Here is a 25,323-nt window from a genome sequence, read left to right as displayed (position 1 = left end):
AGATGGAATTCGCTTTCTATTTCGCATCGGGTATCGCGGTGGTGTCCACGCTTCGTGTGGTCACCAACACCAATCCCATACATGCCCTGCTCTACCTGATCATTTCGCTGATCGCCGTGGCCATGACCTTCTTCGCCCTCGGCGCGCCGTTCGCCGGTGCCCTGGAAGTGATCGCCTACGCCGGCGCCATCATGGTGCTGTTCGTGTTCGTGGTGATGATGCTCAACCTCGGCCCGGCCGCGGTCCAGCAGGAACGCTCCTGGCTCAAGCCGGGCATCTGGGCGGGGCCGGTGATTCTCGCCGCCCTGCTGCTGGGTGAACTGCTGTATGTGCTGTTCGCTCACCAGAGCGGCCAGGCCATCGGCCACACCACCGTAGGCGCCAAGGCCGTGGGCATCAGCCTGTTCGGTCCGTACCTGCTGGTGGTCGAACTCGCCTCGATGCTGCTGCTTGCCGCAGCCGTCACGGCGTTCCATTTGGGCCGTAACGAGGCGAAGGAGTAATCACATGCCTGCTATCCCTCTCGAACATGGCCTGGCGGTTGCCGGCATCCTGTTCTGTCTCGGTCTGGTCGGCCTGATGGTCCGCCGCAACATTCTGTTCGTGTTGATGAGCCTGGAGGTCATGATGAATGCCTCCGCCCTGGCCTTCATCGTCGCGGGCGCTCGCTGGGCGCAGCCGGATGGACAGATCATGTTCATCCTGGTGATCAGCCTGGCAGCCGCCGAGGCCAGTATCGGCCTGGCGATCCTGTTGCAGCTGTATCGCCGCTTCCACACTCTCGATATTGACGCTGCCAGCGAGATGCGCGGATGAACCTTCTCTTCCTGACTTTCATATTTCCTCTTGTCGGTTTCCTGCTGCTGTCGTTCTCCCGTGGACGCTGGTCGGAAAACCTGTCGGCGCTGGTTGGCGTGGGTTCCATCGGCCTGTCTGCCATCGTCACGGCCTACGTGATCTGGCAATTCAACGTCGCCCCGCCGGAAGGTGGCCGGTACGTGCAAGTGCTGTGGCAGTGGATGGCGGTGGAAGGCTTCACGCCGAACTTCGCCCTGTACCTGGACGGCCTCTCGGTCACCATGCTCGGCGTGGTGGTCGGCGTGGGTTTCCTGATCCACCTGTTCGCGTCCTGGTACATGCGCGGTGAAGCCGGTTACTCGCGCTTCTTCGCCTACACCAACCTGTTCATCGCCAGCATGCTGTTCCTGGTGCTCGGCGATAACCTGTTGTTCCTGTACTTCGGCTGGGAAGGCGTGGGCCTGTGCTCGTACCTGTTGATCGGTTTCTACTACAGCAACCGCAACAACGGCAACGCCGCACTCAAGGCGTTCATCGTGACCCGGATCGGCGACGTGTTCATGGCCATCGGCCTGTTCATCCTGTTCCAGCAACTGGGCACGCTGAACATCCAGGAACTGCTGGTCAAGGCACCCGAGCACTTCAAGGTCGGCGACTTCTGGATCGTCCTGGCGACCCTGATGCTGCTGGGCGGTGCCGTTGGTAAATCCGCGCAACTGCCGCTGCAGACCTGGTTGGCGGACGCGATGGCCGGCCCTACCCCGGTCTCGGCACTGATCCACGCCGCGACCATGGTGACCGCGGGCGTCTACCTGATCGCCCGCACCCATGGTCTGTTCGCCCTGGCGCCGGACATCCTGCACCTGGTTGGCATTGTTGGCGGTGTGACCCTGGTGCTGGCCGGTTTTGCCGCCCTGGTACAGACCGACATCAAGCGCATCCTCGCCTACTCGACCATGAGCCAGATCGGCTACATGTTCCTGGCCCTGGGCGTGGGTGCCTGGGAAGGCGCGATCTTCCACCTGATGACCCACGCCTTCTTCAAGGCCCTGCTGTTCCTGGCGTCCGGTGCGGTGATCGTGGCCTGCCACCACGAGCAGAACATCTTCAAGATGGGCGGCCTGTGGAAGAAACTGCCGCTGGCCTACGCCAGCTTCATCGTCGGCGGCGCGGCCCTGGCGGCCCTGCCACTGGTCACCGCCGGTTTCTACTCCAAGGACGAGATCCTCTGGGAAGCCTTCGCCAGCGGTAACCAAGGCCTGCTCTATGCCGGCCTGGTGGGTGCGTTCATGACCTCGCTGTACACCTTCCGCCTGATCTTCATCGCGTTCCACGGTGAAGCCAAGACCGAAGCCCATGCCGGCCACGGAATTGCCCACTGGCTGCCGCTGTCGGTGCTGATCGTGCTGTCGACCTTCGTCGGCGCCCTGATCACCCCACCGCTGGCCGATGTGCTGCCGCAAAGCGTCGGCCATGCCGGCGGCGAAGCCAAGCACAGCCTGGAAATCGCCTCCGGCGCCATCGCCCTGGCGGGTATCCTGCTGGCCGCCCTGCTGTTCCTGGGCAAGCGTCGTTTCGTCACGGCGGTCGCCAACAGCGGCATCGGGCGGTTCCTTTCGGCCTGGTGGTTCGCCGCCTGGGGCTTCGACTGGATCTACGACAAACTGTTCGTCAAGCCATACCTTGCGATCAGCCACATTCTGCGCAAAGACCCGCTCGACCAGACCATTGGCCTGATCCCGCGCATGGCCAAGGGCGGTCACACCGCCCTGAGCCGTACCGAGACCGGTCAACTGCGTTGGTATGCGGCTTCCATGGCGGCTGGCGCCGTGCTGGTTATCGGCGCCATCGTGCTGGTAGCGGTCTGATATGAACCTTGCGAACTTGCGAAAGGAAACGAGCCCGTCATGATTCTGCCCTGGCTAATCCTGATCCCCTTCATCGGCGGCCTGCTGTGCTGGATCGCGGAGCGCTCCAGCTCCACGCTCCCGCGCTGGATTGCGCTGCTGACCATGTCCCTGGAACTCGCGCTCGGCCTCTGGCTGTGGGCGACCGGCGACTATTCATTCGCTCCGGCCCCTGGCGCCGATCCGACCTGGGCACTTGAGTTCAAGCACGCCTGGATCGCTCGCTTCGGCATCAGCGTGCACCTGGCCCTCGACGGCCTGTCGTTGCTGATGATCCTGCTGACCGGCCTGCTGGGTATTCTCTCGGTCCTCTGCTCCTGGAAAGAGATCCAGCGTCACGTCGGTTTCTTCCACCTGAACCTGATGTGGATCCTGGGCGGTGTCGTCGGCGTGTTCCTGGCGCTGGACCTGTTCATGTTCTTCTTCTTCTGGGAAATGATGCTGGTGCCGATGTACTTCCTCATCGCGCTCTGGGGTCACAGTTCTTCGGACGGCAAGAAAACCCGGATCTACGCGGCGACCAAGTTCTTCATCTTCACCCAGGCTTCCGGCCTGATCATGTTGGTGGCGATCCTTGGCCTGGTGCTGGTCAACTTCAACAACACCGGCGTGATTACCTTCAACTACGCCGACCTGTTGAAAGTGCAAATGTCGCGCACCACCGAGTACGTGCTGATGCTGGGCTTCTTCATCGCCTTCGCGGTGAAGCTGCCGGTGGTGCCGTTCCACTCCTGGCTGCCGGACGCCCACGCCCAGGCGCCGACCGCCGGTTCCGTGGACCTGGCGGGTATCTTGCTGAAGACCGCGGCCTACGGCCTGCTGCGCTTTGCCTTGCCGCTGTTCCCCAATGCCTCGGCGGAGTTCGCGCCGATTGCCATGACCCTGGGCCTGATCGGAATTTTCTACGGTGCGTTCCTGGCGTTCGCCCAGACCGACATCAAGCGCCTGATCGCGTTCTCCAGCGTCTCGCACATGGGCTTCGTGCTGATCGGGATCTACTCCGGCAGCCAGTTGGCCCTGCAAGGCGCGGTGATCCAGATGCTCGCCCACGGCCTGTCGGCGGCAGCGCTGTTTATCCTCAGCGGTCAGCTGTACGAGCGCCTGCACACCCGGGACATGCGTGAAATGGGCGGCATCTGGTCGCGCATCGCCTACCTGCCGGCCATCAGCCTGTTCTTCGCGGCCGCGTCCCTGGGCCTGCCGGGCACGGGCAACTTCGTCGGCGAGTTCCTGATCCTGATCGGCTCGTTCGTCAGTGCGCCTTGGATCACGGCGATTGCCACCTCTGGCCTGGTGTTCGGTTCGGTCTACTCGCTGATCATGATCCACCGCGCCTACTTCGGTCCGGCCAAGTCGGATGAAGTGTTGCGTGGCATGGACGGTCGCGAACTGATCATGGTGCTCGGCCTTGCGGTGCTGCTGGTTTACCTCGGCGTGTACCCGCAACCGTTCCTCGACACCTCTGCCGCCACGATGCATGGCGTGCAGCAGTGGCTCGGCACCGCCTTCTCTCAACTCGCTTCGGCCCGGTAAGAGCGCTATGGAATTCACGATTCAACACTTTATCGCGCTTGCGCCGCTGTTGATCACCAGCGCCACGATCATCGTGGTGATGCTGGCGATCGCCTGGCGGCGCAATCACTCGCAGACCTTCCTGCTGTCGGTGGCGGGGCTGAACCTGGCCCTGCTGTCGATTTTGCCGGCCCTGAAAGTCGCGCCACTGGCGGTCACGCCACTGATGCAGATCGACAGCTTCGCCTGCCTCTACATGGCGTTGATCCTGGTCGCCACCCTGGCCTGCGTCACCCTCGCCCACGCCTACCTCGGCGATGGCGGCTCGGGTTACCCGGGCAACCGCGAAGAACTGTACCTGCTGATCCTGATGGCCGCCGCCGGTGGCCTGGTGCTGGTCAGCGCGCAGCACCTGGCCAGCCTGTTCATCGGCCTGGAACTGCTGTCGGTACCGGTCTACGGCCTGGTGGCCTACGCCTTCTTCAACAAGCGTTCCCTGGAAGCCGGCATCAAGTACATGGTGCTGTCGGCGGCCGGTTCCGCGTTCCTGTTGTTCGGCATGGCCCTGCTCTACGCCGAAGCCGGCACCCTGAGCTTCGTCGGCATCGGCCAGGCCCTGGCGGCCACCGGCCTGCCTAGCCCGATCGCGCAACTGGGCCTGGGCATGATGCTGATCGGCCTGGCGTTCAAGCTGTCGTTGGTACCGTTCCACCTCTGGACCCCGGACGTCTACGAAGGCGCCCCGGCGCCGGTGGCGGCGTTCCTGGCCACCGCGTCGAAAGTGGCGGTGTTCGCGGTCATGGTGCGGCTGTTCCAGATCTCGCCCGTGGCCAGCAGCGGTGTACTGAGCAACGTGCTGACCATCATCGCCATCGCGTCGATCCTGTTCGGTAACCTGCTGGCGCTGACCCAGAGCAACCTCAAGCGTCTGCTGGGTTACTCGTCCATCGCCCACTTCGGTTACCTGCTGATCGCCCTGATCGCCAGCAAGGGCCTGGCCGTGGAAGCCATCGGGGTGTACCTGGTCACCTACGTGATCACCAGCCTCGGCGCCTTCGGCGTGATCACCCTGATGTCCTCGCCGTACAACGGCCGCGACGCCGACGCCCTGTACGAATACCGCGGTCTGTTCTGGCGCCGTCCGTACCTGACCGCCGTGCTGACCGTGATGATGCTGTCCCTGGCCGGCATCCCGCTGACCGCCGGCTTCATCGGCAAGTTCTACATCATCGCCACCGGCGTCGAGGCTCACCAATGGTGGCTGGTCGGCTCCCTGGTGCTGGGCAGTGCCATCGGCGTGTTCTACTACCTGCGCGTGATGGTCACCCTGTACCTGATGGAACCGAACCTGCGTCGTCACGATGCCGAGTTGCACTGGGAACAGAAGGCAGGCGGCGTGATGCTGCTGGCCATCGCCGTGTTGGCGTTCTTCCTGGGCGTGTACCCGCAGCCGTTGCTGACTTTGGTCCAGCAGGCTGGCTTGGTGGGCTGATCGCCCAAGCGTTGTAGCCATCGAAAGTGCCCGTATCGCAAGATACGGGCATTTTTTTGGCTCTCGTTCGCGAAGAGTGATACGAGATAAGACAAGAAGCGCGGACTGATTCAGGTCCTTGACGCTGCCACCTTATTCAATATGATTAACCTTGAATCAGATTGCTGTACATCGATACAAAATAAATCGCTAATCATCGGCCTGGAAGCGGTTGTTTGAGAAGGCTGGCTATTCCCGCCAATTGAAAGGGGTCATCCATCATGGCAACCACCACGAAAACTCGCTCTGTCACCGCCCACGTCCCAGTGCAACTGGCCGAAAAAGTCGACCTGATGGCTGAACGCCTTGAGCGCTCCAGGAACTGGATCGTCAAACAAGCTCTATCTGCTTGGATAGATCAGGAAGAGGAGCGCAGTCGTCTGACCCTCGAGGCCCTGGCCGATGTTGACGCTGGCCGTGTGATTGATCACCAGGCGGTCCAGGCTTGGGCCGATAGTCTCAATACCGACACTCCGTTACCGGTCCCGCGCTGATGGAGTTGAAGTGGACCAGCAAGGCACTGTCCGGCATAGCCCGACTCTATGAGTTTCTGGCATCGGCGAACCAACCCGCTGCCGCACGAACAGTACAACAGCTCACGACTGCACCGACCTCATTGCTGGTCAACCCACGCATGGGTGAACGCCTGGAAGAGTTCGAACCTCGGGATGTGCGCACAATTCAGGTCGGCCACTACGAGATGCGCTACGAAATAGTAGGTTCCACCCTGTACCTGCTGCGCCTGTGGCACACACGTGAGGATCGATAACGTCGACTCGGCCAGCCTGGTCGCGATGACAGCGGCACCTTCAACATCGATGCAAGCTGACCTACCGCTTTCGTGAGCAAGCCCGCTCCCACAGAAACTCAGCGCGCCTGCCAGTCAAAGTGCAAGACCATTTCTCCCGCCCTCTTGCAGCTTGCACGAACATGAAAAACCACCTTGATACAACCAATTGTTTTTAAACGTTTTTTTAAGACGATTCGGCTGGCACGGCTGATGCAATTCATCTCATACGCGGCGTTGGCGCTTGAAGCCGGCCCGTAACCGTGAATTGCCTGGAGCTACTTATGAACGCCATCGATCTGTTGAAAGCCGACCATGAACGCGTCAAAGCCATCCTGACTCAACTGAGCGAGTCGACCGAACGCGCCGTGAAAAAACGCACCGACCTGTTGGCGAAACTGGAAATGGAAATTTCCATCCATACCCGTCTGGAAGAAGAGATTCTGTATCCGGCTTTCAAACAGGCAGGCGGCAAGGATGAGGCCGAAATGTATTACGAAGCCAAGGAAGAACACCGCACCGTCGATTCGCTGGTGCTGCCGGACTTGAAAACCACCGACCCGACCCAGCCAGAATTTGCCGGTCGCGTGAAAGTGGTCAAGGAGCTGCTTGAGCACCACATCGAGGAGGAAGAAAAAGAAATGTTCCCCCACGCGAAAAAACTGCTGGGCAAGGCCAAACTGGACGCCTTGGGTGCGGAAATGGAAACCATGAAAGCGCAGTACAAAAAAGAGCTGAGCAGCGCCAACCTCGCCGCCTGACTCCCAACGCCGTAATGCTTTAGCCCGTCTGTGACGGCGGAATGCATTGCGGCGTTTTACTGCATCTGTTCGCGCAGAAACTCCACCAGCGCCTGCACCGGGCGTGAGCCTTGGCGATGTTGCGGGTAGACCGCCGACAGCGCCAGGGGCTCGGTTTCGAACCCCTCCAACACCTTGATCAACCGACCCTCCTTCAAGGCATCGCCGAGGATGAAGGTGGGCAGGTAAGTGACCCCCATTGCGGCGATGGCCGCGTCCCTGAGCAAATCGCCGTTATTGGCGCGCATGCGTCCCGTGACCTCCAGGGTCAACGGTTTGCCGGCCCCCGCGAAACGCCACTGCACCTGGCGGCTGTGACCATAGGGCAGGCAGTCATGATGGCGCAGGTCTTCCGGTCGCGTGGGTGTGCCTTTCTGCGCCAGGTAGGCGGGACTGGCGCAGTACACCCGCTCGATGGTCGCGATGCGCCGGGCAATCAGCGTCGAGTCCTCCAGCACGCCGATGCGCAGCGCCAGGTCATAGCCCTCCCCCAGCAGGTCTACCGAACGGTCGCTCAGGTCCACTTCGACGCTGACACCAGGATAGCGCTGCAGAAAAACCGGCAAGAGGCTGCCCAGATGCGCTACCGCGAACGACAGCGGCGCACTGAGGCGAATGGTCCCGCGAGGTTCGCTGGTCTGGCCGCTGATCCCCTGCTCCACTTGTTCGACGTCATTGAGCAGGCGCAGCGACGCTTCGTAATAGCGCTGGCCCAACGGAGTGACGTCCAGCCGGCGAGTCGAGCGATTGAGCAGGCGCACCCCCAGGCGCTGCTCCAATGCCATGAGCTTGCGGCTGACGAACTGCTTGGACAGCCCCAGCTTGTCCGCCGCGGCGGTGAAGCTGCCTGACTCCATGACCTGGGCAAAGATGCGCATTTCTTCGAAGGGGTTCATTGTCATTCCTGGGGTGGGGCTTTATTTAGACATCAGGCCGAATACAAAACCTGTGGCGAGGGGATTTATCCCCGCTGGGCTGCGTAGCAGCCCCTATAATTAATCACGTAAACATTCTGACACACCCAGTTGGCCTATTTTTGGACCGCTGCGCGGCCCAACGGGGATAAATCCCCTCGCCACAAGGAGTCATTGGCCAGACAAAAAGATGCCCGCACATTGGCGGGCACCTGTTCAGCCAGGAAACTACTTACTTGGCCGTCAGCGCCGAGTAGCTGTTCATCAGGTTGCGGTAGTTCGGAATGCGCTGGGACAACAGGTTGCCCAGGCCTTCGATGTCGTTGCGCCAGTCGCGGTGCAGCTCACAGGCCACCGAGAACCAGTTCATCATCTGCGCGCCGGCGGCGGTCATGCGGACCCAGGCAGCCTGTTGCACGGTTTCGTTGAACGTACCCGAGGCATCGGTCACGACGAACACGTCGAAACCTTCAGCCAGCGCCGACAGGGTCGGGAACGCTACGCAGACATCGGTGACCACGCCCGCGATGATCAATTGCTTGCGGCCGGTGGCCTTGATCGCCTTGACGAAATCTTCGTTGTCCCAGGCATTGATCTGGCCTGGACGCGGGATGTATGGCGCGTCCGGGAACATTTCCTTGAGCTCCGGCACGATCGGGCCGTTGGGGCCTTGTTCGAAGCTGGTGGTCAGGATGGTGGGCAGTTCGAAGAACTTCGCCAGGTCGGCCAAGGCCAGCACGTTGTTCTTGAACTCGTTGGGCGAGAAGTCCTGGACCAGGGAAATCAGGCCGGTCTGGTGATCGACCAGCAGGACCACCGCGTCGTCTTTGTTCAGACGGTTGTAGGCGGGAACGTTGCTCATGGGATGACTCCTTTGGGATGGATTGTGACAAAACCCTGGTGGGAGCGGGCTTGCTCGCGAAAGCGGTGTATCAGTCGACGAAAATGCTGAATGTCAGTCCGCATTCGCGAGCAAGCCCGCTCCCACAGGGGGATCTGTGTGTATCAGTCAGAAGGCAAAGCAGGAACAGCCAAACGCGCCCCAGAAGCCTTGGAAATCGCTGACCGGAACGTTCGACAGTCGTGCCCGTTCATGGCTGTGGGCATGCACCGTGCACGGACCGCTGCACTGGTGGACCTGAGCCTGCAACGGCGAAGTCGGGCGCCAATGGCCCGGGACCTTGACCACCGGTGACCAGTCGGGCAAAACCGGGACGCTGGCCGGGCCGAGTTTTTCGAAATCACCAGCGGCGTACACCACCTTGCCGTCCACAACGGTCAGTACCGACTCGATCCACTTGATGGCTTCTTCCTCGACGCTGAAGAAGTCCGCGCTCAGGGCCGCCAGGTCCGCCAGTTGGCCGACCTTGATCTGGCCCTTCTTGCCCTGCTCCGACGAGAACCAGGCGCTGCCATGGGTGAACAGTTCCAACGCGGTCAGGCGCGGCAGGCCCTCTTCGTGCAACGAAAGACCACCGACCGTGCGGCCGCTGACCATCCAGTACAACGAGGTCCAGGGGTTGTAGCTGGAGACGCGGGTGGCATCGGTGCCGGCGCCCACCGGTACGCCTTCGGCCAACATGCGCTTGATCGGCGGCGTGGCTTCGGCGGCCTTGGCACCGTAGCGGTCGACGAAGTATTCGCCCTGGAAGGCCATGCGGTCCTGGATCGCAATGCCGCCGCCCAGCGCCCGCACACGTTCGATGTTCTTCGGCGTGATGGTCTCGGCGTGGTCGAAGAACCACGGCAGGCCGTTGAACGGAATATCGCGGTTGACCTTCTCGAACACGTCGAGCATGCGGCTGATGGATTCGTCATACGTGGCGTGCAAGCGGAATGGCCAGCGCTGCTCCACCAGGTGCCGGACCACCGGTTCCAGGTCCTGCTCCATGCCCGGCGGCAGGTCCGGACGCGGCTCGAGGAAGTCCTCGAAATCCGCCGCCGAGAACACCAGCATTTCCCCTGCGCCGTTGTGCCGCAGGAAATCGTCGCCCTGGTGCAGCTTGACGCTGCCGGTCCAGTTCTTGAAGTCGCTGAGTTCTTCCTTGGGCTTCTGGGTGAACAGGTTGTAGGCGATGCGCACCGTCAACTGCTGCTCACGGGCCAACTGCTCGATCACCGCGTAGTCGTCCGGGTAATTCTGGAAACCGCCGCCGGCATCGATGGCGCTGGTCAGGCCCAGGCGATTGAGTTCCCGCATGAACTGGCGCGTGGAGTTGACCTGGTATTCCAGCGGCAGCTTCGGCCCTTTTGCCAGCGTCGAGTAAAGGATCATCGCGTTGGGCCGCGCCACCAGCATGCCGGTGGGCTCGCCCTTGCTGTCACGCACGATCTCGCCACCCGGCGGGTTCGGCGTGTCACGGGTGTAGCCGGCGACCCGCAGCGCGGCGCGGTTGAGCAAGGCGCGGTCATACAGGTGCAACACGAATACCGGCGTATCGGGGGCCGCCTGGTTGAGTTCTTCCAGGGTCGGCATGCGCTTTTCGGCAAACTGGAATTCGTTCCAGCCCCCCACCACGCGCACCCACTGGGGCGTCGGCGTGCGGTCGGCCTGGTCCTTGAGCATGCGCAAGGCATCGGCCAGGGACGGCACGCCTTCCCAGCGCAGTTCCAGGTTGTAGTTCAGACCGCCACGGATCAGGTGCAAGTGCGAGTCGTTGAGGCCGGGGATAACGGTACGCCCCTTGAGGTCGATGACCTGGGTGCCGCTGCCCCGCAGGGCCATGGCCTCGGCATCGGTGCCCACCGCGACGAAGCGGCCCTGGCTGATGGCGACTGCGCTGGCCCGAGGCTTCTCGCGGTCGACGGTATGGAATTGACCGTTGAATAGAATCAGATCTGCGTTCATAGGTTTTTCCTTCAACTATCAAAAATAGAATGTGTGGCGAGGGGCTTTATCCCCGCTCGGTCGCGTAGCGGCCGCTCTTTCAGGACTGCTTCGCAGTCCAGCGGGGATAAATCCCCTCGCCACAAGAGCGCTCGCCAGCACAATGTGATAACGCTTATGGTTTCAGCTGTTCGTGAGCTTTCGAGGCTTCCAGCCAAGGGGCGAACAAACGGGTCGCCAGCGGCATGCACACGTAGCAGACCGAGAGCACGATGGTCAGGGTGATCAAAAACGTGGCAACCACGTAGTTCGACAGAAAGGCGTTGAGTTGCAGCACCGGCCCCCAGAGCAAAGGCACCAGCAGCGTATGGGGCAGGATCACCAGCAGCGTCACCACGGCCTGCTTCCAGCGCGGCGGTGGCGTGGCGGCATCGGCCAGCGGGGCGAACCAAAACTCCTTGTGCGACCCGACTTCTGTCTGGTCGCCGTCGGCCAGCAAGGGTGCGGCTTCTTCCACCAGTTCCCGGCGTTCGGGTGAGTCCAGCCAGCGTTGCATGGCTTCGGTGGAGCAGAAACGCAGCACGCAGGTGAACAGCGACAACCCACCCAGTTTGCCGCGCACCACGTCCACGCCCAGGTGGCCCGGCCATTGACCGGCCACGCGCACGATGCGGCGTAACCAGGCCTCGTACGCCACGTCCTGGCCGGCCTTGATCCGGTGCTTGACCACCAGGGTCACGATTTCGTCGAAGCCGGGCCGGGATGGGCTCGCGGTGGATTCAACAGCTTGAGATTCAGGCATGGCGCAGCACTCCATCAAAACGCGCGTTCAGCGCCAGGCGCCCAGGCCCGGCAATGAACACGCTGGTAAATACAATCAGCAGCAACCAACCGAACTGCCCCTCTTCCAGGCTCCACTGCGGATGCACCACCAGCAGCGCCACCGCCAGCAGAAACAGGATGGGCAAGCACGCCAGGCGCACCAGCACGCCGGCCATGATCAGCAGCGGACACAGCACCTCGGCGAAAATCGCCAGGATCAGGGTTGGCGCCGCGCCGAGGTGAAACGGGTCTTCGATCCGGGTCAGCTCGACGCTGTAGTGCAACAGCTTCGGCAGCCCATGGACCCACAGCAGGAACAACCCGCCGCTCAGGCGCAGGAACAACAAGCCCAGGTCCTGCCACGGGCGCTCATCGGTCATGTTCATCGGTGCGCTCCGTCCGGGGCCGCCGAGGCAGCGGCCGGCAAGGGTTGGGACATGTGACTGGCAATGCGCGAGCGCAGCCAGCGCTCCGCCGGGTCGTTGTCATGCACGCCGCTCCAGACCATCGACAGTTCGGCCGCATTGATCTCGAACGGCGGGTCCTCGGCACGCAGTGCGCAGCCTTCCACCAGCGCACAGGCGGCATAGTCGGGCACGGTGGCGATCAGCTCGGTGCCGGCCAGCAAGGCTCGCAGCCCGCTGAATTGCGGCACCGCCAGCACCACTTTACGGGTCCGGCCGATACGGGCCAGGTCCAGGTCGATGTTGCCGCTCAAGTCGCCCGAAAACGAAACCATGGCGTGGGGCCGCGAGCAGTACTCGTCCAGGGTCAGCGGCCCCGGGCGCTTGTCGCCACGCAAGACCTTGCAAGGAATGTCCCGCAGTTTCTTGCGTTTGGCATTGGCCGGCAGATCGGTGGTGTAGCTCACGCCGACGCTGATTTCACCGCTGGCCAGCAGCGACGACATCAGCAGGAAATTGGCTCGGCGCACCACCACGATGATCCCCGGCGCCTCTTCGCGCAGTTGGCTCAGCAGTGGAGGAAACAGGCCGAATTCGGCATCGTCGGACAGCCCGATGCGAAACACATCGCAACTGGTGGACGGGTCGAACGCCTTGGCCCGGCTGACCGCGCCGGAGATGGTGTCCATGGCCGGTTGCAGCTCTCGCAGGATCGCCAGGGCTCGCGGGGTCGGTTCCATGCCACGACCGTGACGGATCAGCAACGGGTCATCGAACAGATCCCGCAGCCGCCCCAGCGCCGCGCTCACCGCTGGTTGGCCCATGAAGAGCTTTTCGGCGACGCGGGTCAGGTTTTTCTCGAACATCAGCGCCTCGAAGATCACCAGCAGGTTCATGTCGAGACGGCGTAAATCGTTGCGGTTCATCGGTTTTTTGGTCCTGTTGAATGCCAAGGGTTGGTGGAGTCCCTGTGGGAGCGGGCTTGCTCGCGAAGGCGCACCGACATTCAACATCTTCGTCGACTGACACACCGCTTTCGCGAGCAAGCCCGCTCCCACATGAAATCTGTGCTTGCCTCATAGCATCAGGGCAAGCCCGGCACCTCCCCTTCAGCCCCGGATGAACGCCAGCAGGTCCGCGTTCAGCCGGTCCTTGTGGGTATCGGTCAGGCCATGGGGCGCGCCCGGGTACACCAGCAACTGCGAGTTCTTCAGCAATTTGGCGGCGGCGATGCCGGCGGTTTCGATGGGGACCACCTGGTCGTCATCGCCATGGACCACCAGAGTCGGCACGTCGATGTTGCGCAGGTCATCGGAAAGATCGGTCTCCGAGAACGCCTTGATGCAGTCGTAGGCGTTCTTGTGGCCGGCGAGCATGCCCTGCATCCAGAACCAGTCGATCATGCCTTGGGAGACTTTGGCGCCCGGACGGTTGGCACCGAAAAACGCGCTGGCCACATCTTTGTATAGCTGAGAACGATCGGCCAGGGAGGCCTGGCGGAAACCGTCGAAAACTTCGATGGGCAAGCCGCCAGGATTGGCCGTGGTCCTGAGCATCAGCGGCGTCACCGCCGAGATCAGGCCGAGCTTGGCGACCCGGGCGGCGCCATGGCGACCGATGTAGCGTGCCACTTCGCCACCGCCGGTGGAGAAGCCGAGCAGCACCGCATCCTTCAAGTCCAAGCGTTCGATCAGCTCGGCCAGGTCATCGGCGTAGGTGTCCATGTCGTTGCCGTCCCAAGGCTGGCTGGAACGCCCGTGTCCACGGCGGTCATGGGCGATCACCCGATAGCCGTTGGACGCCAGGAACATCATCTGCGCCTCCCAACTGTCCGAGTTCAACGGCCAGCCGTGGCTGAAGACCACCGGTTGACCACTGCCCCAATCCTTGTAGTAGATCTCGGTGCCGTCGCGGGTGATGAAGGTGCTCATGACATGACTCCTGAGGTGGGTGGATCGCTTTATGGTCTGGTCAGAGGGGGCATGGGCGTGAGTTAAACGTTGTTAATTTTTTCGGGACGAGGGTGTTAAAAACCCGGATTAAGACTGCTTTTGTGGCGAGGGGATTTATCCCCGCTGGGCTGCGCAGCAGCCCCAAAAGCGACATATCGGTGTGTCAGGCTGACTGGAGTTTGGGTTGTGGGGCCGCTTCGCAGCCCAACGGGGATAAATCCCCTCGCCACAGGGATCTGTGCCTGGCAGGGAAGCCCGCGCCGTTGCGCTTGAAGCCAAACCTGAGGAATATGCTCGGGTAAAGCCCAGGCATCGAGCCCAGAACATTTGAGAGCACCATGAGCCAATACCTCAGCCTGCCCGTCGAACAGACGGTGCATTTCGGCCCTTACCGGGTCCATCCGCGCCAGCGCCTGGTGCTGGAGGGCGAGCAACCGTTGCGCCTGGGACGACGGGCCGTGGAGATTCTGCTGGTGTTGCTCGAACACGCAGGCGAGGTGGTGAGCAAGCAGCAACTGATCGCCCGGGTCTGGCCCAGGAGCGTGGTAGAGGACACCAACCTGCGCGTACACGTCGCGGCACTGCGCAAGGCCCTCGGGGACGGCCAGGCCGGGCAGCGCTACATCGTCACCGTGGCGCAGCGCGGCTACAGCTTTGTCGCGCCGGTGTCATTCGGATCCCTCGACCCATTGGCGCGCATTCCTCATCCGTCCCTGGCGCGCAACCTGCCGCTGCAGCGCACGCGCCTGATCGGACGCCAGGCCTTGGTGGAAAACCTGGTGACCCAGTTGCCACGAAAGCGTTTCATTACCCTGGTCGGCACCGGCGGCATCGGCAAGACCACCGTCGCCCTGCGGGTCGCTGAACGGCTGATCGGCCACTACCGTGACGGCACCCATCTGCTGGACCTGGCATCGCTCAACGATGCGGCCATGATCGTCCCCAACCTGTGCGCATTGCTCGACCTGCCGCTGCAGGAGGGTGATCCGCTGGACACCGTCGCCCGACCGCTCAAGGAGCGGCATCTGCTGCTGGTGATCGACAACTGCGAGCACCTGATCGACGCCATCGCCCAGCTCAGCGAGACCTTGCTGCGCGGCGCCCCTCACCTGCACATCCTGGCCACCAGCCGCGAAGGCCTGCGCGCCGAAGGCGAATACGTGCAGCGCCTGGATGCCCTGGCATGCCCGCCCCGGGAAATGCCCATCGAGGGTTATCCCGCCCTGGAGTACCCGGCGCTGCAACTGTTTGCCGAGCGAGCGATGGCCAGCCGTGACGACTTCGAACTGACCGACCGCGAGGTGCCGTTGGTGGTCGACATCTGCCAGCGGCTGGACGGGATTCCCCTGGCCATCGAGCTGGCCGCCGGACAAATCGGCCGCTTCAGCCTCGAAGCGCTGCACCGGCAACTGCAAGACAATGTCGCCCTGCTCCACAACGACACCGACGCCGCCCCGCGCCAGCAGACCCTGCGCGCCACGCTGGACTGGAGCTTCGCGCTGCTCACGGCCTGCGAGCAGACCTGCCTGCGGCGGCTGGCGGTGTTCATGGGCAGTTTCAACCTGGCCTCGGCCGCGGCGGTGATCGTCGGCCAGCATGTCGCACCCGACCAGGTGCTGGTGTCGGTCAGCCAGTTGGTCGCCAAGTCGTTGCTCAACGTCGAGGTCGGCGATGAAGAGGTGCGCTATCGCCTGTTGGACACCACCCGCCGTTATGCCTTGGAAAAACTGGCCGAAGCCGGAGAATTGGCAGCCAGCCAGGAACGCCATGCCGAACGCTGCCTGGCCCTCATGGGGCAAGCGGAAAACGATTGGGAGAACACACCCACCCGATTGTGGATCGCCCGCTACGCCGACTATCGCGACGACATCCGCGCGGCGCTCGACCGCGGCTTGGGCCCGCAGGGTTCACACGCCGTGGCGATCCGCCTGACCGCCCGCACCCTGCCCCTCTGGCAGGAGCTGTCGCTGCTCAAGGAGCACGGCCTCTACGTCAACAAGGCGCTGCAATTGTTGCGGGCCAGCCCCACACCCTGCCCACGCTTGACCCTGGCCCTGGAGCTGGCCCACGCCAGTTTCAACTACCACACCGAGGGTGGCACGCCGGCCACGGTCCGCGCCTTCGCCAGCGCCCGGCAACTGGCCCGGCAATGCCAGGACCTGGCCAGCGAGCTGCGGGCCGTGTCCGGGCAAATGACCGTGGACCTCAGTTGCGGCAACTACCCACAGGCCCTGGCCCACAGCCTGGATTTCGACCGGCTCGGTTTGCAGGGCGACCCGATCCTGTCCTTGAGCACCCAACGCCTGCGGGTGCTGGCGCTGCATTTCACCGGTGACCAGGGCGCGGCGCGGCGCGAGGCCGAACAGGTGATCCAGCGCCTGGCCCAGAGCGGCCATCTCAGCCGCTTCAGCCACGGCTTCGGCGTTCAATACGACCAGAGCGTGGCCGCGCTGACGATTCTGGCGCGCATCCTCTGGCTGCAAGGTTTTGCCGAGAAAGCCCGGCGTACCGCCAACCTGGCACTGCAGATCGCCTTGCAGATCAATCACGGCATTTCGATCTGCTACACCTTGGCGCTGGCCGGTTGCGTGATCGCCCACTACAACGGCGATCATCCGATTGCCCGGGAAAGGCTCGACCTGTTGAAGCAGCAGGCCAAGAAACATTCGGTGATGCTGTTCCATGACTGGGCCTGTCATTACGACAGCGTATTCAACGACCAGCCCCTGGAGACGAGCCCGACAAACGGGCTGATCCAGGACATCGCCGTCACCCTGCGCCCTGGTGTTGTCAACCCGGCGCAACTGGAACGGGCCCGCAGTGGCGCCGCGGGCTGGTGCTCGGCGGAGCTCCTGCGGGCCGGCGCCGAAACCTGGCTGGCCCGGAACGAGCCCTCCTTGGAAGGCCCTGCCGAAACGCAACTGCTGGCCGCCCTGGCCGTCGCCCGTCAGCATCATGCCCTGGCCTGGGAACTGCGCAGCGCCACGTCCCTGGCCCGCTTGTGGCAACGCCGCGGGCAAGTCCACGCCGCGCAGGAGCTGCTCGGGCCGGTCTACCGACGCTTCAGCGAGGGATTCGACACCCCCGACCTATTGGAAGCCGGCGCGCTGCTCCAGGGGCTGACTCGCCGGTTGGGGCCTTGAATGGCCCGCGCCCCAAGCGCCTTGCAGCACATAACGCCGATGAAACACGGGCCACTGACCACTGCGCCGCAATTTGTCCAGGGCATAGGCGCGAGTAGTGTGCAGCAGTCGAAAACGTACTCCGTCGGCCAGCGGCTCCACCATCAGCAATGACACGCTCGCCAGCCGCAATAGCAACGAGGGCAATTGCCCGACACTCAGTTCAGCGCAACTGATTACGGCCAGCGCCGCCCTGAGCGTAAACGGCTCCTCGAACACCGCCAGGCGCTGGAACACGGTTTGCTCGTCAGCACTCAAACGCTCGACACTCGAATCCAGCACGGCCTCCAGGCTTCGATGCCGGGCCACCGCCGTACGCCGCCCGAGGCTCAAGATTGACAAGCCGTAATCCAATTGTTCGAGGACCCCGGCCAACCCCAAGGCGTCGGCCTGGGCCGCCGCCAGTTCCAACGCCAGCGGCAAGCCGTCCAGGCGCTGGCATATCCGGGCCAGGATCAGCCAGTCGCGGCCAACGGGCTGGAAACCCTGTTGCCGGGCGCCCACCCGCTCGACCAGCAACTGCACCGCCGGACACGCCTCGATCTGGTGCTCGGGTTCCAGGGGTGATGCCACGGCCAGGCCCGGCAGCGGCACGATCTTTTCGCCCGGCAGGGCCAGGGGCTCGCGACTGCTGCACAACAGCGACACCCCGGGCGCCGCCGCAGCCAATGCCTGGGCCAACTCCCGACAGGCATCGAGCACATGTTCGCAACCGTCGAGCACCAGCAACATGCGGCAGGACTCAAGGTGCCGGCCCAAGGAACCGGGCGCCAGACCCAGGGTGCCGGCCACCCGCGCCATCACCTGTGAAGAATCGTCGATGTCCGCCAGGTCAACGAACCAGGCCCCGTCGTCAAAGTGCTCAAGCAGCAGTTCCGCCACCCGCAACACCACGGTGGTCTTGCCGACCCCACCCGTGCCGCTCACGGTGGTCAGGGCTTGACGGGGCACTTGGGCCAGCAGCCGTCCCAGGACTCTGTCGCGACCGATTACCGGGCTCAAGCGCGTGGGCAGGTTGTGTCGCTCGGTCCTGGGACTCAAAGGCGACTCAACGCCTTCTTGCACCACCAGGGGCATCGCCAGGCAATAGCCTTGTCGCGGATGGTTGAGGATATAGCAAGCGCCATCCCGCCCGTCGCCGAAGGCCCGCCGCAGCGCCGCGATATGCACCCGCAGGTTGATGGCTTCCACGACGCTGTCAGGCCAGACGTGGGCGATGAGGGTTTGCTTGCTGACGTAGTGGCCGGCGTGCTCCACCAGTACCTGCAGAACATCCAGGGCCCGGCCACCCAGCGCGAGGGGTTGGCCGTCACGGGTGACCAGCCGTTGCTGCCGGTAGAAGGCGAACGGACCGAAACCTACCGCCGGCTCGCTATCGGGTTTGACGAAACTGTTCATGGGCGATCCAGCGCCGGATAACCGGTGCGGGCGTCAGCGTGCGGATCACCGAACACGTCTGCCCTGGGCTCCTGCGCATCCTTTCCAAAGGGTTCGCCGTAATCTTGGCAGGCGCAGGCCTCAGGACAATGCTGGCACTGGGAGCGTCACGGACATCACGGTGCCCTGGACGGACACCGACGCCTCAACTGAACTGCTGACGATATTGCACCGGGGTCAGGCCGAGCTTTTCACCGAACAAAAAGCGCATGTGCCGCACACTGCCGAAGCCACTGCGAAACGCCACGGTCTTGAGCGGCAGGTCAGTGGTCTCCAGCAGATGACGCGCCCGGTCGATGCGCGCGCCCTGCAGGAACTCCATGGGCGTCATCTTCACTTCACGGGCAAAGACCCGGGCGAAATGCCGCGCACTCATGGAGGCCAAGGCGGCCATGCGCTCAATGGTGAAGGGTTCTTCCAGGTGCTCCATCACATGATTCTGCACCCGGGTAATGGCCGATTCCTGCGTCGACACCGCCGCCACCGAGGGACTGAACTGTGCCTGGCCGCCCTGGCGCTTCATCACCACCAGCAACACCTTGGCCACGTCCAACGCGACTTTGCGGCCGTGATCCTGGGCCACGATGGACAAGGCCAGGTCGATCCCGGCGGTGACACCGCCCGAGGTGATCAGGCGGCGGTCCTGCAGGAAGATCTTGTCGGTTTCCACCAGGGCCTTGGGGAAACGTTGTATCAGGCGTTCGGTGTAATGCCAGTGGGTGGTGACGCGATAACCGTCGAGCAAACCCGCCTCACCGAGTACGAAGGCACCGGTGCAGATGGAGCCGTAGCGCGTAGCCCGTTGCGCCGCGGCCCGCAGCCAGGTGTGCAGCCCCGGATGCCGGTCGTTATAGGCCCCCGGCCCACCCGGCACCAGCAACACGTCATAGGCTGCCCATGCCTGGTCGATATGGATATCGGCCTGCACCGACACGCCGTTGGAGGCTCGCAACGGCCCGCGCTCGGTCCCCAGGGTCAGCAGTTGATAACGCAGGTCCCCTTCGAGGTAACGATTGGCGATGGAAAACACTTCCAGAGGCCCGGCCATGTCGAGCAGCAAAAAATCCGGGAACAGCACCATTGCAACGGTTTTCATTAAAAAGACGCCAAAAAAATCCAGAAAACATAAATGCCCCCGGTGGGAGCGAGCTTGCTCGCGATAGCGTCAGATCAGTTGGAATTGATGTAACTGACACACCGCTATCGCGAGCAAGCTCGCTCCCACAGGGTTTATCGTCAGCATTATGTCGAAGCCAGGCATCCGCCGGTAGGCATTCTCGATTGTCCACTCAAAGTAGACAGTCTTTCGTTTTCCACCTGCTTATTGAACTTCAGGATAACCATTAACCTTCTTCTGAACCCGGCGAACGGCCCCAGCCGCCGCCCATAGACATCAGGAGAATCATCATGCTGACCCTTCGCAAAGCTTCGGACCGCGGCATTGCCCGCCACGGCTGGCTGACCTCGTTCCACACCTTCTCGTTCGCCAGCTACCGCAACCTCAACGAACAGGGCTTCTCCGACCTGCTGGTCATCAACGACGACCGGGTCGCCGCGGCCAAGGGTTTCGGCCAGCATCCCCACCGGGACATGGAGATCTTTTCCTACGTGCTTGAAGGGGCGCTGGAACACAAGGACACCCTGGGCACGGGCTCGGTCATTCGCCCCGGCGACGTGCAGTTGATGAGCGCCGGCAGCGGCGTGGCCCACAGCGAGTTCAACCACAGTGCGGACGAGCCGGTGCACTTCCTGCAGATCTGGATCGTGCCCAACGTCAGTGGCGCCACGCCACGCTATCAACAGGAGCATTTCAGCAGCGAGCAGAAACGCGGTCGCCTGCAATTGATCATCTCCCCGGACGGCGCCGACGGCTCACTCCAGGTGCGCCAGGATGCACGGGTCTACGCCGGGCTGTTCGATGGTGAGCAAAGCGCCACCTTGACCCTGGCCGCGGATCGCTATGCCTACGTGCACGTGGCCCGAGGCGCTGTCGAGCTCAACGGCGTGCAGTTGCAGGAGGGTGACGGCGTGCGGGTACGCGAGGAGCAGGTCCTGACCTTGAGTCACGGCCAGGATGCCGAGGTGCTCGTGTTCGATCTGCGGCCGCAGGAGCTGCCGCAGATGCCATGAGGCTATGAAGCAACCTGTAGACCCTGTGGGAGCGAGCTTGCTCGCTCCCACAATGGGTGTTTCACAATGGCGCCTCCACATTGAATGGATGGCCGCCCGCACCTGTGCGGCATGGCGCAGCCGCGTGGTGACCCGCCAGACCTATCTGCGTCGGGGCGATTCTTTTTGCATTGATGTTCGATTTTTCTTTCGGGGCGGAAAAAGCTCGAAAGTCCTGAAACCGTGATTACCCGTGCAGCTCAGACGAAAAACTTCTAAAAAAAGTCAGGCGATTGGACGAATTCAAGCTTTGATCTAATGGAGCTGCGGTGCGTATCGGGAAGGGCCCATTACCCAGGAAATGTGCTCGTCGGTTGCCACGAGCCCGAGGGATCTATAAAGTTCCCAAAAGGATTTCGCTTCTGACCGGCGGTCATAGAGACTGCCCGAAGTAAATTGACCCAATGTATGAGTCCCGGCAAAATAATCTCACTTTGCCACTAATATTCCTGACTTGCTTATTCACGGAAGAAAGCATGAAAACCGTCATATCCCTCGCTTTAATCTCCATTGCGTGCAGTGCGGTCGCGGAAGTTCAGAACATCAAATACCTTTACGATGATTCGGATGCCGTGTACTCCATCGTGTCGTTTATCGACAGCGGCTCAGCCATCCAGGCCACCGTACAGAGATCCGGGGCTTACTTCACCAACTACACAAAACTCGAACTCGACTGCGCCAGCCGCAATGTACGGCACATGGGGATGTACAACAGCCTCGCAGTGCTGGAAAAAGCCCAGTTCGACCAGATGCAAGGGCGAATCATCGACGGCTCGATAGCCGACGAAGTAGGCAAGGTGCTGTGCAAGGAGACGACTTTGACCGCATCACAAGCCGCTCCGCAAACCGAAGACCTGCCCACCGAAACACAAACCGACGATAACAGCTGATTTGTGCCCGTGATGCGGGAGCTTGCTCCCGCTGAGCTGCGTGACCCTCCCCGTCCCAAAAACTCACTTTCCGCTCCGGCAGCGTGTTCAGCGCAAGGCTTGCTTGCGCTCCGATTTCGAACGGTAACTGCCAGGCGGCACACCAAAGAAATCCCGGAAGCGACGCTGGAAGTGCGGGGAACTGACAAAGCCTGTCGCCACGGCGATTTCGGTCACAGACCGATTGGTTTGCTGGATGAGTTGGCGCGCCCGCGTCAGGCGCAGCTCCAGGTAATAGCGCGTCGGAGTCGCGCCGAGAAAACTGCAGAACCGTCGCTCCAACTGGCGCTTGGAAATCTTCACGCACGCGGCCAGCTCATCGATGGTCAAGGGTTCCTCTACGTTCTGCCACATCAGTTCCAACGCCAACTTGAGGCTTTCCGGCAGCGTCGGGTCGGTCTCGACGAAAACCGGTGGCAAGTCCGTCGCATCGTCGCCCGACTCATCACAACGCAGAATTTCCTCGATGGCCCCCACCAGCGCCGCTCCGCCCGTCTGGCGAATCAATTGGAGCATCATGCGCAGCGAACTGTTGGCGCCCGCGCAACTGACCCGCTCCCGATCCACCACATAGGCCCGGCTGGACACCTTCACATGGGGGAACACCTCCACCATCATCGCGCGACTTTCCGGGTGGACAGCGCATTCGAAACCATCCAACAGATTGGCATCGGCAACGAAGAAGACACCGTTCCACAACCCGCCCAGGATCGCCCCGGACGCCGCATTAGCGCGCAGCTTGCGGCGCAGCAAGGGATGGCCTTGCAACTTCACGCGAAAGCCCCCGGCGACAATCAGCACGTCCTGGTTTTCCGGCATCTGCGCCAGTTCGATGTCCGTCGAGATGACAATGCCCAGGTCGCTCGTCACCTGCCCACCTGAAACCCCCACCGTCAGCACCTCGTAGAGGGGCATGTCGCTCATCAGGTTGGCGGTCACCAGCGCGTCCACCGCACCGGTGAAGGACATCATCGAGAAGTTGTCCATCAATACAAACGCGACGCGGATCGGCGCCTCGCTGGCGGACGCCGCTCCGAGCGGTCGATAAGCCATGTTCTTGTTTTTGAGTACGCTCTCGAATGCGCTTGGCATAGGGCCTCGTTAATACATTAAAGACAATGAGGATTGGCTGCACGTGGGTGCCCGAGCCGCAGAGCGAAGGCGCAGGGCAAACCACGCTATCTTCCAGACTAGTCAAGCCGCCTGCAATCGCGCCTACGCCCTCTACCGATCGGCCCGCGCCAAAATGGCAAGCCTCAAGTGCCTACAACTTTGGTCGATACAGTGGCAGTAGGCATGGGCGCTTTTCCCTTCCAGAGACTCGCAACGCCAAACACTGCTGTTTCCGCCGTTCCAACACTTAAAATATTCCGCGGGAGAAGTCATGAATATCAAACAGAAGCTGACATGGGCGTTCGCGGCCATCGCCTGCCTCCCGGTTATCCTGGTAGCGGTGCTTGTCGTAATGAACCTGCGCGACGCCGCAAAGGCCAACTTCCTGGACAGCAGCGGCCGTGAAATCCGCCAGATCGATAACGGCATGAAGCAGTTCTTCGATGGCATCAGCCAGAACGTCGAATACATCGCCAAGGATCCACGGATCATCGCCGCCAAGGGGTTGAAAAACTACTCCCTGGCCGATGCCGCACAAACACCGCTCCCCGAGATCAACCAACAACTTCTGGAAATATTCGACCGATTCGCCAAGAGCCATCCGACCACCGCCTATCTGTCCGTGGGCCTGAGCGACGGCGGCTACGCCAGCTGGCCTGACGATCCGAAGATGACCAACTATGATCCGCGCGTGCGCCCTTGGTACAAGGCTGCCATCGCCGCACCGGGTACAACCGTGCGCACGGACGCCTATTACTGGGCGCCGGACGATGTGTCGCTGATCGGCACCGTACACACCGTCGCCGACGCCAGCGGCAACGTCGTGGGCGTGGTCGGCCTGGACGTGTCGCTCAAGCAGCTCACCGAACTGGTCAAGAACATCAAGCTGGGCGACAGCGGCTACCTGATGCTGGTGGAAGCCAACGGCAACGTCCTGGTGGACGCCGCCGATGCCAAGCACAACTTCAAGCCGCTGGCCGACCTTGGCCCCCACTATGCCGAGCTGGCCAAAAGCAGCGATGGCGTGACTCAGATCGAGATCGACGGCGTGCCCTACATGGCCAACGTGGTCAGTTCCAAAGGGCTGGGCTGGCGCTTCATCGGCCTGATCAAGCGCGATGAAGTGATGGCCGAGGCCTCGAGCCTGACTTGGCTGATCGCCGCCATCGCCGCCGCGCTGGCCGTGGTCTTCGCCGTGGTGGGCGCCAGTTTCGCCAGCGTGATCGTGCGGCCGATTCGCGGCGTTGCCAATGGCCTGCAGGAAATCGCCGAAGGTGAAGGCGACCTCACCCGCAAACTCATCGTGCAAGGCAAGGACGAAACGGCCACCCTGGCGGGCTGGTTCAACCAGTTCCTGGGCATGATCGCGCAACTGATGCAACGCATCGGCAGCGCCTCTTCCGACCTGCAAACCGCCGCGGCCGATACCAGCCACGTGGCCCAGAACATGAACGATGCGGCCGGGCGCCAGCGCCAGGCCGTGGAATTGGTGAGCACCGCGTTCAACGAAATGGTTGCCACCGCCAACGAAGTGGCCCGTTCTTGCAGCCAGGCCGCCTCCAGTGCGGACGAAGGCTACCGCGATGTGCACGACGGCCAGCATCACATCGGCGAAGCCACCGGCAGCGTGCTGAAACTGAGCGAGGACCTGCAGCAGTCGACCCAGACCATGCAGGCGCTGGAACAGGACAGCAAGAACATCAACACCATCCTCGACACCATCCGCTCGATCGCCGAACAGACCAACCTGTTGGCCCTCAACGCCGCGATCGAAGCCGCACGGGCCGGCGATCAAGGTCGTGGGTTCGCCGTGGTGGCCGACGAAGTGCGGGCCCTGGCACGCCGCACCGCCGACTCCACCGGCGAGATCGACAGCCTGCTGGGCAACCTCGCACGGCGCACCCAGGAAGTCACCCAGCAGATGCAAAGCAGCCTGCAGGTGTCCCACACCAGCGTCGAGCGCATTCAGCAGGCCCGTGACAGCTTCGACAAGATCCGCAATTCGGTGGACTCGATTCGCGATCAGAACACCCAGATCGCCACGGCGGCAGAGGAACAGCACCAGGTCGCCGAAGACATCAACCGGCACATCGCGCAGATTCATGCCGATGCCCAGTTGGTCGAGGAATTCGCTCACTCGGCACAGACCGGCTCGGGGCGTTTGACGGATATTTCCGGGCAGCTCAAGGGCTTGGTTGGGCGCTTCAAGTTCTAGCGTGTTCGAGGTGGCGAGCCAGGG

The 25,323-nt window shown here is 62.4% G+C and carries 22 protein-coding genes and 1 pseudogene; 13 read left to right on the top strand and 10 right to left on the bottom strand.

Annotated elements, in window-relative coordinates:
- Positions 1-2 precede the first annotated feature (2 nt).
- The 8 genes from nuoJ to BLP82_RS09945 all read left to right on the top strand — a co-directional run bounded on the left by nuoJ (position 3) and on the right by BLP82_RS09945 (position 7,296).
- Entirely contained in the window at positions 3-503 is a 501-nt protein-coding gene (nuoJ, locus tag BLP82_RS09980; protein WP_060741545.1) for an NADH-quinone oxidoreductase subunit J, read from the top strand.
- Positions 504-507: 4 nt separating this feature from the next.
- Positions 508-816: an NADH-quinone oxidoreductase subunit NuoK gene (nuoK, locus tag BLP82_RS09975; RefSeq protein ID WP_003180046.1), complete on the top strand. Its 309-nt coding sequence runs from the start codon at positions 508-510 to the stop codon at positions 814-816.
- Positions 813-2,666, top strand: coding sequence for an NADH-quinone oxidoreductase subunit L (nuoL, locus tag BLP82_RS09970; RefSeq protein ID WP_060741544.1), 1,854 nt, complete (start codon positions 813-815; stop codon positions 2,664-2,666). The genes nuoK and nuoL overlap by 4 nt, the downstream gene beginning before the upstream one ends.
- Positions 2,667-2,705: 39 nt before the next feature.
- Positions 2,706-4,238 carry an NADH-quinone oxidoreductase subunit M gene (gene nuoM, locus BLP82_RS09965; protein WP_060741543.1) on the top strand — a complete coding sequence of 511 codons (1,533 nt, stop codon included), beginning with the start codon at positions 2,706-2,708 and terminating at the stop codon, positions 4,236-4,238.
- Positions 4,239-4,245: 7 nt separating this feature from the next.
- On the top strand, positions 4,246-5,709 hold the full coding sequence (gene nuoN, locus BLP82_RS09960; protein WP_092167110.1) for an NADH-quinone oxidoreductase subunit NuoN: 1,464 nt from the start codon (positions 4,246-4,248) through the stop codon (positions 5,707-5,709).
- 260 nt (positions 5,710-5,969) lie between these two features.
- The gene (locus tag BLP82_RS09955) at positions 5,970-6,242 is read left to right on the top strand and encodes a CopG family ribbon-helix-helix protein (RefSeq protein ID WP_060741541.1); all 273 of its coding nucleotides are present in this window, start codon (positions 5,970-5,972) and stop codon (positions 6,240-6,242) included.
- Positions 6,242-6,517 (top strand): type II toxin-antitoxin system RelE/ParE family toxin, encoded by a 276-nt coding sequence (locus tag BLP82_RS09950; protein ID WP_092167108.1) that lies wholly within the window; start codon positions 6,242-6,244, stop codon positions 6,515-6,517. Before BLP82_RS09955 ends, BLP82_RS09950 begins: the two co-directional genes overlap by 1 nt.
- Positions 6,518-6,819: 302 nt before the next feature.
- Positions 6,820-7,296, top strand: coding sequence for a hemerythrin domain-containing protein (locus tag BLP82_RS09945; RefSeq protein WP_053123224.1), 477 nt, complete (start codon positions 6,820-6,822; stop codon positions 7,294-7,296).
- A 56-nt stretch (positions 7,297-7,352) separates the two neighbouring features.
- Here the strand turns inward: BLP82_RS09945 and BLP82_RS09940 are convergent, their stop codons facing one another.
- The 7 genes from BLP82_RS09940 to BLP82_RS09910 form a co-directional block, all read right to left on the bottom strand.
- Positions 7,353-8,231 carry a LysR family transcriptional regulator gene (locus BLP82_RS09940; RefSeq protein WP_092167105.1) on the bottom strand — a complete coding sequence of 293 codons (879 nt, stop codon included), beginning with the start codon at positions 8,229-8,231 and terminating at the stop codon, positions 7,353-7,355.
- A 250-nt stretch (positions 8,232-8,481) separates the two neighbouring features.
- Entirely contained in the window at positions 8,482-9,111 is a 630-nt protein-coding gene (gene ycaC, locus BLP82_RS09935) for an isochorismate family cysteine hydrolase YcaC (protein WP_014337664.1), read from the bottom strand.
- Between the two features lie 147 nt (positions 9,112-9,258).
- Positions 9,259-11,097, bottom strand: a complete 1,839-nt coding sequence (locus tag BLP82_RS09930) for an amidohydrolase (protein ID WP_024617381.1) — start codon at positions 11,095-11,097, stop codon at positions 9,259-9,261.
- Positions 11,098-11,251: 154 nt separating this feature from the next.
- Positions 11,252-11,878: an antibiotic biosynthesis monooxygenase gene (locus BLP82_RS09925; RefSeq protein WP_092167103.1), complete on the bottom strand. Its 627-nt coding sequence runs from the start codon at positions 11,876-11,878 to the stop codon at positions 11,252-11,254.
- The gene (locus tag BLP82_RS09920; protein ID WP_072406841.1) at positions 11,871-12,284 is read right to left on the bottom strand and encodes a DoxX family protein; all 414 of its coding nucleotides are present in this window, start codon (positions 12,282-12,284) and stop codon (positions 11,871-11,873) included. The genes BLP82_RS09925 and BLP82_RS09920 overlap by 8 nt, the downstream gene beginning before the upstream one ends.
- Positions 12,281-13,228: a LysR family transcriptional regulator gene (locus BLP82_RS09915; RefSeq protein ID WP_060741535.1), complete on the bottom strand. Its 948-nt coding sequence runs from the start codon at positions 13,226-13,228 to the stop codon at positions 12,281-12,283. Before BLP82_RS09915 ends, BLP82_RS09920 begins: the two co-directional genes overlap by 4 nt.
- Positions 13,229-13,411: 183 nt before the next feature.
- Positions 13,412-14,233, bottom strand: coding sequence for an alpha/beta fold hydrolase (locus tag BLP82_RS09910; protein WP_092167100.1), 822 nt, complete (start codon positions 14,231-14,233; stop codon positions 13,412-13,414).
- A gap of 359 nt (positions 14,234-14,592) precedes the next feature.
- Here BLP82_RS09910 and BLP82_RS09905 point away from each other — a divergent pair, with 359 nt between their 5' ends.
- Entirely contained in the window at positions 14,593-17,397 is a 2,805-nt protein-coding gene (locus BLP82_RS09905) for an ATP-binding protein (protein ID WP_092167098.1), read from the top strand.
- On the opposite strand, the gene BLP82_RS09900 is transcribed toward BLP82_RS09905, so the two are convergent.
- Positions 17,344-18,834 carry an ATP-binding protein gene (locus BLP82_RS09900; RefSeq protein WP_092167096.1) on the bottom strand — a complete coding sequence of 497 codons (1,491 nt, stop codon included), beginning with the start codon at positions 18,832-18,834 and terminating at the stop codon, positions 17,344-17,346. The genes BLP82_RS09905 and BLP82_RS09900 overlap by 54 nt on opposite strands.
- Before the next feature lie 184 nt (positions 18,835-19,018).
- Entirely contained in the window at positions 19,019-19,969 is a 951-nt protein-coding gene (locus tag BLP82_RS09895) for a GlxA family transcriptional regulator (protein WP_092167093.1), read from the bottom strand.
- A 311-nt stretch (positions 19,970-20,280) separates the two neighbouring features.
- Between BLP82_RS09895 and BLP82_RS09890 the strand changes: the two genes are divergently transcribed.
- Positions 20,281-21,003: a pirin family protein gene (locus BLP82_RS09890; RefSeq protein WP_092167091.1), complete on the top strand. Its 723-nt coding sequence runs from the start codon at positions 20,281-20,283 to the stop codon at positions 21,001-21,003.
- A gap of 515 nt (positions 21,004-21,518) precedes the next feature.
- Positions 21,519-21,932 carry a hypothetical protein gene (locus tag BLP82_RS09885; protein ID WP_060741527.1) on the top strand — a complete coding sequence of 138 codons (414 nt, stop codon included), beginning with the start codon at positions 21,519-21,521 and terminating at the stop codon, positions 21,930-21,932.
- Between the two features lie 87 nt (positions 21,933-22,019).
- On the opposite strand, the gene BLP82_RS09880 is transcribed toward BLP82_RS09885, so the two are convergent.
- Complete coding sequence (locus BLP82_RS09880) at positions 22,020-23,063, bottom strand: GlxA family transcriptional regulator (protein WP_092167088.1); 1,044 nt, start codon at positions 23,061-23,063, stop codon at positions 22,020-22,022.
- Between the two features lie 292 nt (positions 23,064-23,355).
- Here BLP82_RS09880 and BLP82_RS31975 point away from each other — a divergent pair.
- Together BLP82_RS31975 and BLP82_RS31970 are read left to right on the top strand one after the other, a co-directional pair.
- Positions 23,356-24,438, top strand: a pseudogene (locus BLP82_RS31975) (cache domain-containing protein); the annotation flags it as partial.
- A 6-nt stretch (positions 24,439-24,444) separates the two neighbouring features.
- Positions 24,445-25,299, top strand: coding sequence for a methyl-accepting chemotaxis protein (locus BLP82_RS31970; protein ID WP_371128530.1), 855 nt, complete (start codon positions 24,445-24,447; stop codon positions 25,297-25,299).
- Positions 25,300-25,323 lie beyond the last annotated feature (24 nt).

This window comes from Pseudomonas sp. NFACC37-1 (assembly GCF_900101575.1).
Lineage (GTDB): Bacteria > Pseudomonadota > Gammaproteobacteria > Pseudomonadales > Pseudomonadaceae > Aquipseudomonas > Aquipseudomonas fluorescens_AA.
This window is presented reverse-complemented; position numbering and strand designations above follow the sequence as displayed.